Origin of the sequence: Sanguibacter inulinus, assembly GCF_013415325.1 — a bacterium.
Classification (GTDB): Bacteria; Actinomycetota; Actinomycetes; order Actinomycetales; family Cellulomonadaceae; genus Sanguibacter; species Sanguibacter inulinus.
Genome location: NZ_JACBYE010000002.1, coordinates 164,793 through 173,168 on the forward strand (window position 1 = coordinate 164,793; position 8,376 = coordinate 173,168).

Below are 8,376 nucleotides of genomic sequence, written 5' to 3' on the forward strand. Positions count from 1 at the left end.
AATGCTAGGGCGTCCCGGGGCCCTGGAGGTCGCCCGACCTCCAGCCGAGACGGTCGACGGGCTGGTCGGCCGCCGCGTCGTCGCCGAGCGGGGCCTCTGTGCCTGCCTGGAGGTCGTCTGCGAGCAGGTCGTCCCACACCGGGCCGTAGCCGAGCCGAGCCTGCTCGGCTGCGACCACCTCGCGGGCGAGCACGGCCTCGCTCACGTCGACAGCGCGCGTGGTCCCGGCGGCGAGGCTCGACTCGCGGACGTACTCGTCGAAGAGCTGCTGCTTGGTCGCGAGGATCTCGCGGATCCGCTCGTCGACGGTGTCCTCGACGAGCAGCCTGTGCACGCGGACCGGGCGGACCTGCCCCATCCTGCGCACGCGCGCCACGGCCTGCGCCTCGGTCGTCGGCTTGAGCTGGGGCTCGCAGAGCACCACGACGTTGGCCGCCTGGATGTTCAGGCCCACTCCCCCGGCGTCCACCTGCGCGACGAGCACAGCGCCCGGTGGGGCCGCGGTGAACCTGTCGACCTCGAGCTGGCGCTCGTCGGCGCTGACACCACCCCAGAGCGGCCCGAAGACTGCGGGGAGTCCTCTGGCGGCGGGGTCGAGGTCAGCACGGTCGAGGCCACTCGGGTGCAGGTCGGCTGCCTCGGCATCGGTCTGGGGGCCGGCGCCGTCCCGGCCGCCGGGACCGGCGAGCGTCCTGCAGACGAGGTCGACGACCGAGCGGAAGTACGAGAACACCACGACCTTCTCGCCGTTCGCCGCCGCGTCCTCGAGGATCTCCAGCAGCCGGCCGAGCTTGCTCGACCCGGAGGGGTCGGGGGTCGCGAAGTCGGCGCGGCGCATGTCCATGAACCGCCCTGCTGCGACGGCCGCCTCGTAGACCCGGCGGCCGTCCGGGGTGAGCTCTTCCCACTCGTCGAGCTCTACGAGGTCGGGCAGCTCCACGAGGACGTCCGCGGCGTTGCGGCGCAGGTAGACCGGCGCCATCGTGTGCCGCAGCGTGTCTGCGCCGACCAGACGCAGGTGCGGCGGGAGGCTGTCGACGAGCGCCGGCTGGAGCATCCGCACCAGCCCCAAGAACTCGTCGAGGCGGTTCTCGAGCGGGGTGCCGGTCATGAGGAGCACGCGCCAGCAGCGATCCGCCCACGCGGCCACATCCTGCGAGCGACGGGCACGCGGGTTCTTGACGAGGTGCGCCTCGTCGACGACGAGCAGGTCGAGGACCTCCGCAGCAGCCTCGGGCACGTGCCGCAGCCCCTCGAAGGTGGTGACCGCGACACCACCCTGCGCGAGCCACGCGGCTGCGGCCGCCTCACGCTCTGGTCCGTGGACGCGCCAGGCCTGGAGAGACGACCTGAGGTCGATCTCGCGGAGCCAGCCGACGAGGACGCTCGCCGGGCAGACCACGAGGATGTGCGTCGCACCGGCGGCCACGAGGTGGGCCATCACGGCGACAGCCTGCACGGTCTTGCCGAGCCCCATCTCGTCACCGAGCAGCACACGCCCCTGGTTGAGCACGAACTTCGCACCGAAGGCCTGGTAGCCGCGCAGGCTCACGTCGAGCAGCGAGGTGTCGAGGGTGAGCGCGTCGACCCTGTCGGCCAGCTCGGAGGGGAGCATGCCTGTCGCGGCGAGCACGTCCCGCACGAGGGGGACGATCGCGCCGAGGACCGTGTAGTAGACCGCCGAGCGGCGCTCGAAGTCGTCCCAGAGCGCGAGCGGACCGGGCCCAGGTTCGGCGCAGGCCGACATGAGCCTGGCGACGACCTGCTCCAGACCCGTCGAGGCCAGCCACGGGGTCCAGCCCTCGAGGGCTGCGAGCGCGTCGAGCGCACGTCGACGCGTCGCACGGCGCCTGAAGGCGAAGGTGAGGGCGTTCGTCGCCTGGGACGCGGCCTCGGCCAGCTGCTCGACAGACCGCGCGTAGTCGTCGAGGTCGCGGCGGTGCGGCTCGACGAGAGGCCCCAGCCGCACGAGCAGCTCGAGGTCGCCGAGCAGCCGGGTGCCGGTGGCGTCGTCGCGGTCGAGCGTGATGCGCATCGACTGGCCCTGGGCCGTCGCGTCGGCGAGCTGCTCGACGGCCGCGACGGTGCTCCGTGCTGTGTGGGAGCCGACGCCGTCGAGCGTCTCGAGCTGCTCGGCGCTCACGCCGAGCAGCGAGCCGACTGTCGTGTACCCGGCGTCGAGCAGGGCACGGATGCGCAGGTTCTTGTCCGTGATCTCGGTGAGGCGGTCGACGGTCAGCCCGTCGAGCTCTGCGCGGGTCCGGGCGGCACGGTCGCTGTGGACCTGCTCGGCGATGCGGGTGGTCGCGCCGTCCAGGTGGTCGAGGACGGCTCGCGCTGATGCCGCGAGCGCGACGTGCGCGTCGACGAGCCGTCGGGCCTGCGCTCCTGGTCTGGTCGACGGGCCCGGGGCGGTGGCCTTGGCGGTCTGCACCGAGATGTCCGGCCCGGGCGGGACCGGTCCGCCCTGGCCGGGCTCGCGCACCGCCACGTCAGTCCTCGGTGACGACCACAGGCACGAGGCGGTCGTCACCCTCGCGGGGCTCTCCCCGTCCGTCGGTGTTGTTCGTCAGGACGTAGAGGTCTCCGTCCGCCCCGACCGCCACGGCACGCAGGCGGCCGAGGTCACCCGCGAGCAGCGTCTGCGGGTCTCCGACGCCGTCGGGGGCGAGGGGGACGCGCAGCAGGGCCTCGCCCTGGAGCGCTGCCACGTAGACGCCCTCGTCGGTGACGGCCAGACCGCTCGGCGAGGCCGCGTCGGTCGACCAGCTGACGAGGGGGTCGACGAAGCCTTGGGAGGTGCCGCCGGGCCCCTCGACCGCGGGCCACCCGTAGTTGCCGCCCGAGACCACGAGGTTGAGCTCGTCGAGGCTGTCCTGGCCGAGCTCGGAGGCGAGCATCCGCCCGTCCTGCGCCCACCCGAGGCCCTGCACGTTGCGGTGCCCCAGGCTCCACACCGGCGAACCCGGGACGGGGTTGTCGCGAGGCACCGAGCCGTCGGGGGCGATCCGCAGGATCTTGCCGCCGAGGGAGTCGGGGTGCTGCGCGAGGATCGTCGAGCCCGAGTCGCCCGTCGCGACGTAGAGCATGCCGTCAGGACCGAAGGCGATGCGCCCGCCGTCGTGGGTGGCTGCGGCCGGGATCCCTGACAGGACCGCCGTGAGCTCGCCCAGGGTGGTGCCGTCGAGGGTGCCGCTGAGGACCTCGTTGCCCTCCTCTGCCGTGCGGTAGAAGAACACGAGGTTGTCGTCGGCGAAGGTCGGCGACAGCGCGACGCCGAGCAGGCCGCCCTCCCCCGTGCCTGTCGTGCCCTCGACCAGGTCGTCGGCGCCAGGGCCGGTGAGGGTGGTCGGGGCCGAGGCGTCGGCCGGGACGACCTTGACGGCGCGGGTGTCACGCTCGGTCACGAGCCAGTCGCCGTCGGGCAGCTGGGCCAGTCCCCAGGGGGCTTGGAGGCCCGTCGCGAGCGGGGTGCCGAGAGTCGCGGAGACGGTCTCGACCACGGGGTCACGCGGGTCGAGCGCCCCTTCTGAAGGAGCGTCCGTCGCCTCGTCGGTCGGGTCTGCGGGGTCGGCTCCGTCCTGGGAGCCGTCGGTCGCCGTCGCTGTCCCCGTGGGCGTCGAGAGGGTCTGGTCGTCCGAGCACGCGGCGACAGCAAGGGTCAGCGCTGCGGCGAGGACGAGGGCCGCGGGCCGTCGGGCCGGGTGGGTACGGGGCGTCACAGCAGCGTCAGACCCTTCTTGAGGCCGCGGACGGCCTGGCCGATCCTGTGCTCGTTCTCGATGAGGGCGAAGCGGACGTGGTCGTCACCACCGGCGCCAAAACCGACGCCCGGGGAGACTGCGACGTCGCACTGCTCGATCACGTGGGTCGCGAACTCGATCGACCCCATGTGCCTGTAGGGCTCGGGGATCCGCGCCCAGACGAACATGGTGCCGCCGGGCTTCTCGATCTCCCAGCCGATGCGGTTGAGACCGTCGACGAGGGCGTTGCGGCGCGACTCGTAGACCTGCGAGACCTCGGCGGGGAAGTCTGTGGCCTCGTTGAGGGTGACCGTCGCAGCGATCTGGATCGGCTGGAAGGTGCCGTAGTCGAGATAGCTCTTGAGCTTGGCGAGCGCACCGACCACGTCTTCTCGCCCGACGAGGAAGGCCACCCGCCAGCCGGCCATCGAGAAGGACTTGGTCATGGAGTACAGCTCGACGGCGACCTCGGTCGCCCCCTCGCACTGCATGATCGACGGCGGCGTGAAGCCGTCGAAGGTCATGTCGGCGTAGGCGAGGTCGTGGACGAGCACGACGTCGCGGTCCTTGGCCCAGTCGACCAGGCGCTGCAGGTCGCTCAGCTGCGCGACGGTGGTGGTCGGGTTGTGCGGGAAGGACAGCACGACGACGCGGGGCTTGGGCCAGCCGAGCTCCCACGCCTCCATCACGCGGTCGATGAACCCTGCGGCGTCGGTCCCGTCGCCGATGGGCACCTGCCGGGCGTCCGCCCCGGCGAAGTACGGGCCCCAGATGTGGATGGGGTAGCTGGGCGTGGGGACGATCGCCGCGTCGCCGGGCTGCAGCAGCACCCACATGAGGTGGCTGAAGCCCTCCTTGGCGCCGATGGTCGAGATGACCTGCGTCTCGGGGTCGAGCGTCACGTCGAAGCGTCGCTTGTAGTGGTCGGCGACGGCCTCGCGGAGCTTCGGGATCCCGCGGGAGGAGGAGTACCGGTGGTTGCGCTGGTTGTGCGCGGCCTCGGTGAGCTTGTCCACGGCGATCTGCGGGCTGGGCAGGTCGGGGTTGCCGAAGCCGAGGTCGACGATGTCGCGTCCCTCGCGGCGCGCGGCCAGCTTGAGGGAGTCGATGATCGTGAAGACGTACGGCGGCAGGCCAGGGATGCGGCGGAACTCGATCTCACGGGGCATGCCTGAACCCTACGGCGGGTGCCCCCGGTGGTGCAGCCCGTTCTCACCCTTCGCACAGGTGCTGCCGGCAGCGTCTGGACCTGGGGGTCGCTGGCTAGAGTGGGTGGATGACCTCCGACGCTGTGCAGAGCCTTCCGGACCAGAGCAGCCCCGAGCCCCGCCGGGCCCTGCTCGTGGTCGACGTCCAGCCGACCTTCTGCGAGGGCGGCGCACTCGGCGTCGAGGGTGGCGACGCCGTCGCGCACGCCGTCGCCGACTTCGCCGCGGCGCACCGCGACGACTACGTGCTGGTCGTGACGACCCAGGACTGGCACGTCGACCCGGGCGAGCACTTCAGCGACACCCCCGACTACGTCGACACCTGGCCGCCGCACGGTGTCGCCGGGACCGCCGAGGCCGAGCTGCACCCGGCCCTCGCGGACCTCGCGCCCGACGTCTCGGTCAAGAAGGGCGAGTACCAGGCCGCCTACTCCGGCTTCGAGGGAGTCGACGGCCAGGGTCGTCTGCTCGCAGACGTCCTGCGCGAGGCCCAGATCGAGGCCGTCGACGTCGTCGGCATCGCCGAGTCGCACTGCGTCAAGGCGACGGCCCTCGACGCCCTCCAGCTCGGTCTGGCGACCCGGGTCTTCACGGACCTCACAGTCCCCGTCTCCCCCGACCAGGGCACCCAGGCCCGCGTCGAGATGACCGCAGCAGGAGTCGAGCTCCGCCCCTCCGCCTGACGGCTGCGCGTCCTACTTCGCGGCGAGGGCTGCGGCGTAGAGCTCGCGCTTGTGGACGCCGGCGGCGTCGGCGACGCCCGCGACGGCCTCTTTGAGGCGTTCTCCCCCGGCGACGCGCGACAGCACCTCCGCGACGAGCTCCGCGGTCGTCGCGGTCTCGCGCTGGGGTGCGCCGGAGACGACGATCGAGATCTCGCCGCGGAGCTGCTCCTGGGCGGCTGTCTCGGCGAGCTCGCCGAGCCCGCCGCGCAGCACCTCTTCGTAGGTCTTGGTGAGCTCGCGGCACACTGCTGCCGGGCGGTCCACCCCGAAGGCCTCAGCCATCGCGGCGAGGGTCTGGTCCACGCGGTGCGGAGACTCGAAGAACACCATGGTGCGCCGCTCGTCGGCCAGCAGCTCGAAGGCCCGCGAGCGCTCGCCGGGCTTGCGGGGCGGGAATCCCTCGAAGCAGAACCTGTCGGTCGGCAGGCCGGAGACCGCGAGCGCTGTCAGCACGGCGCTGGGCCCGGGGGCCGAGGTGACGGGGAGCCCACGCTCGATCGCGCGGGTCACGACCCTGTACCCCGGGTCGGAGACCGACGGCATCCCGGCGTCGGTGACGATCAGCACGGTGCCGCCGTTCTCGACGACGTCGAGGAGCTCGTCGGCACGGGCCGACTCGTTGTGCTCGTGGTAGCTGAGGATCCGTCCGGTCATCTTCAGCTCGAGGCGCCCGGCGAGGGCGTGCAGCCTCCGGGTGTCCTCTGCGGCGACGACGTCAGCCTCGACGAGGAGGCGGCGCAGTCGCGGCGAGGCGTCCTCGACGTCTCCGATGGGTGTCCCGGCGAGGATGAGGCGGCCTGTCATGGGGCCAAGCCTGCCATGTCCACCTACGATGACTGGCGTGACAGGGACGAACGGGGCGGACGACGCCGGCACACAGGACGCGTCGACCTCTCCGCAGGTCCCGTCGAGCACCGGTCCGTCAGCACGCGACAGGTCTACGACGACACCCGACCAGCCCACCTCTGGCCCCTCCGGCGCTACGAGCGCCACGGCACCCACGGCTGTCGACGTCGCCCCGCGCGTCGACCTCGTCAAGCACGACCGCCCGGCGGGCGAGACCGAGCAGGCGCTGCTGCGCCGCCTCTTCTCCGACAGGTTCCTCGCGCTCGGCGTGACAGCCCAGGACCGCCTCTGGGGCTGGCTCGGCCCGCTGATGGTCGCCGTGGTCGCGGGGATCGCGCGCTTCGTCAACCTCGGCAACCCGAGCACGCTGGTCTTCGACGAGACGTACTACGTCAAGGGCGCGTACACGCTCCTCAACCTCGGCTACGAGGCCGACTGGCCGGACGAGCCGAACCCCGCCTTCGAGGCCGGGAACCAGGACGGCTACCTCCCCGCCGCCGACTACGTGGTCCACCCGCCCGTCGGCAAGTGGATGATCGCGCTCGGACTGCGCCTGGGCGGGTCCGAGAACCCGTGGGCGTGGCGCCTGGCGCCGGCTGTCGTCGGCGTGATCGCGGTGTTCCTGCTCGCGCGGACCGCGCGCAGGCTGTTCGGCTCGACGGCCTTCGGCATCGTGGCCGGCGGCATCATGGCCGTCGACGGTGTGGCGATCGTGCACTCGCGCACCGGGCTGCTCGACGTGTTCCTCATGTTCTGGGTCCTCGTCGCCTTCGCCCTGCTCGTCAAGGACCGGGAGTGGTTCAGGCGGCGGCTGGCCGAGAGGTCGGCCGCGCTCATCGACTCCGGGCGGGGGGTGGGCCGCGACGGGCCCGTGGTCGGCATCCGCTGGTGGCGCCTCGCAGCAGCCGTCGCGCTCGGCCTCGCCTGCGGCACCAAGTGGTCGGGTCTGTACTTCGTCGCAGTGTTCTGCCTGCTCTCGGTCGCGTGGGACGCGACAGCCCGGCGGTCGGTCGGTGCGCGGCAGTGGCACATCGGCTCGGTCCTGCTCGACGGCGTCCCGGCGGCGGCGTCCATGCTGCCCACGGTCCTCGTGACCTACCTGCTGTCCTGGTCGGCCTGGTTCGCCAACCCCAAGTCCTACGACCGCCAGTGGTTCGTCAGCCACCCCGGCAGCTACCCCGACTGGGTCCCGGACGTCATGGTCGGCTGGGGCGAGGCCCTGCGGTCGTTCTGGCAGTACCACGAGAAGATGCTGGCCTTCCACACAGGCCTGGACAACCCGCACACGTACATGGCGAACCCGTGGGGCTGGTTGCTGCAGCTGCGCCCGACGTCGTTCTACTGGCGCAAGACGGAGAACTTCGACGGCGGGTGCGGGGCCGAGGCCTGCGCGCGGGCGATCACCTCGGTCGGCAACCCGCTCGTGTGGTGGCTCGCCACGGCCGCGATCCTCGTGGCGCTGTACGCCGTCGTGCTGCGCAAGGACTGGCGCGCCGTCGCGGTCCTGTCCGGGATCGTGGCCGGGTGGGTGCCGTGGCTGTTCTTCCCCGAGCGCACCATCTTCACCTTCTACACGATCGCCTTCGCCCCGTGGATGTACCTCACGCTCACCTACGCCCTCGTGCTCGTGTGGGAGCAGGTGGCTGACGACCCGCGCCTGCGTCGCCGGGCGCTGAGGATCATGGGGGCGCTGCTCGGGCTGATCCTCGTGGTGAGCATCTTCTTCTACCCGGTGTGGACCGCGATGGACATCCCCTACGACTTCTGGCGTGCGCACATGTGGTTGCGCAGCTGGATCTGAGCTGACGGCGCGAGAGCCCGGACCCCCGGGATCGGGACTCGGGCTGTCTCTTA

At 71.9% G+C, this 8,376-nt stretch carries 6 protein-coding genes; 2 read left to right on the plus strand and 4 right to left on the minus strand.

Annotated features, from left to right (window positions below):
- Positions 1–4: 4 nt before the first annotated feature.
- From HZZ10_RS19275 to HZZ10_RS01710, 3 genes are read right to left on the minus strand one after another with little or no spacing between them, the layout of a single operon-like run.
- Positions 5–2,491, minus strand: coding sequence for a DEAD/DEAH box helicase (locus HZZ10_RS19275; protein ID WP_179912164.1), 2,487 nt, complete (start codon positions 2,489–2,491; stop codon positions 5–7).
- A 1-nt stretch (position 2,492) separates the two neighbouring features.
- Positions 2,493–3,722 carry a PQQ-dependent sugar dehydrogenase gene (locus HZZ10_RS01705; RefSeq protein WP_179912165.1) on the minus strand — a complete coding sequence of 410 codons (1,230 nt, stop codon included), beginning with the start codon at positions 3,720–3,722 and terminating at the stop codon, positions 2,493–2,495.
- Positions 3,719–4,912, minus strand: a complete 1,194-nt coding sequence (locus HZZ10_RS01710; protein WP_056128504.1) for an aminotransferase class I/II-fold pyridoxal phosphate-dependent enzyme — start codon at positions 4,910–4,912, stop codon at positions 3,719–3,721. The genes HZZ10_RS01705 and HZZ10_RS01710 overlap by 4 nt, the downstream gene beginning before the upstream one ends.
- A gap of 107 nt (positions 4,913–5,019) precedes the next feature.
- Between HZZ10_RS01710 and HZZ10_RS01715 the strand changes: the two genes are divergently transcribed.
- Positions 5,020–5,634, plus strand: coding sequence for an isochorismatase family protein (locus HZZ10_RS01715; RefSeq protein WP_179912166.1), 615 nt, complete (start codon positions 5,020–5,022; stop codon positions 5,632–5,634).
- Positions 5,635–5,646: 12 nt separating this feature from the next.
- Here the strand turns inward: HZZ10_RS01715 and rsmI are convergent, their stop codons facing one another.
- Positions 5,647–6,480 carry a 16S rRNA (cytidine(1402)-2'-O)-methyltransferase gene (gene rsmI, locus HZZ10_RS01720; protein WP_179912167.1) on the minus strand — a complete coding sequence of 278 codons (834 nt, stop codon included), beginning with the start codon at positions 6,478–6,480 and terminating at the stop codon, positions 5,647–5,649.
- 28 nt (positions 6,481–6,508) lie between these two features.
- Between rsmI and HZZ10_RS01725 the strand changes: the two genes are divergently transcribed.
- Entirely contained in the window at positions 6,509–8,323 is a 1,815-nt protein-coding gene (locus HZZ10_RS01725) for a dolichyl-phosphate-mannose--protein mannosyltransferase (protein ID WP_179912168.1), read from the plus strand.
- Positions 8,324–8,376 lie beyond the last annotated feature (53 nt).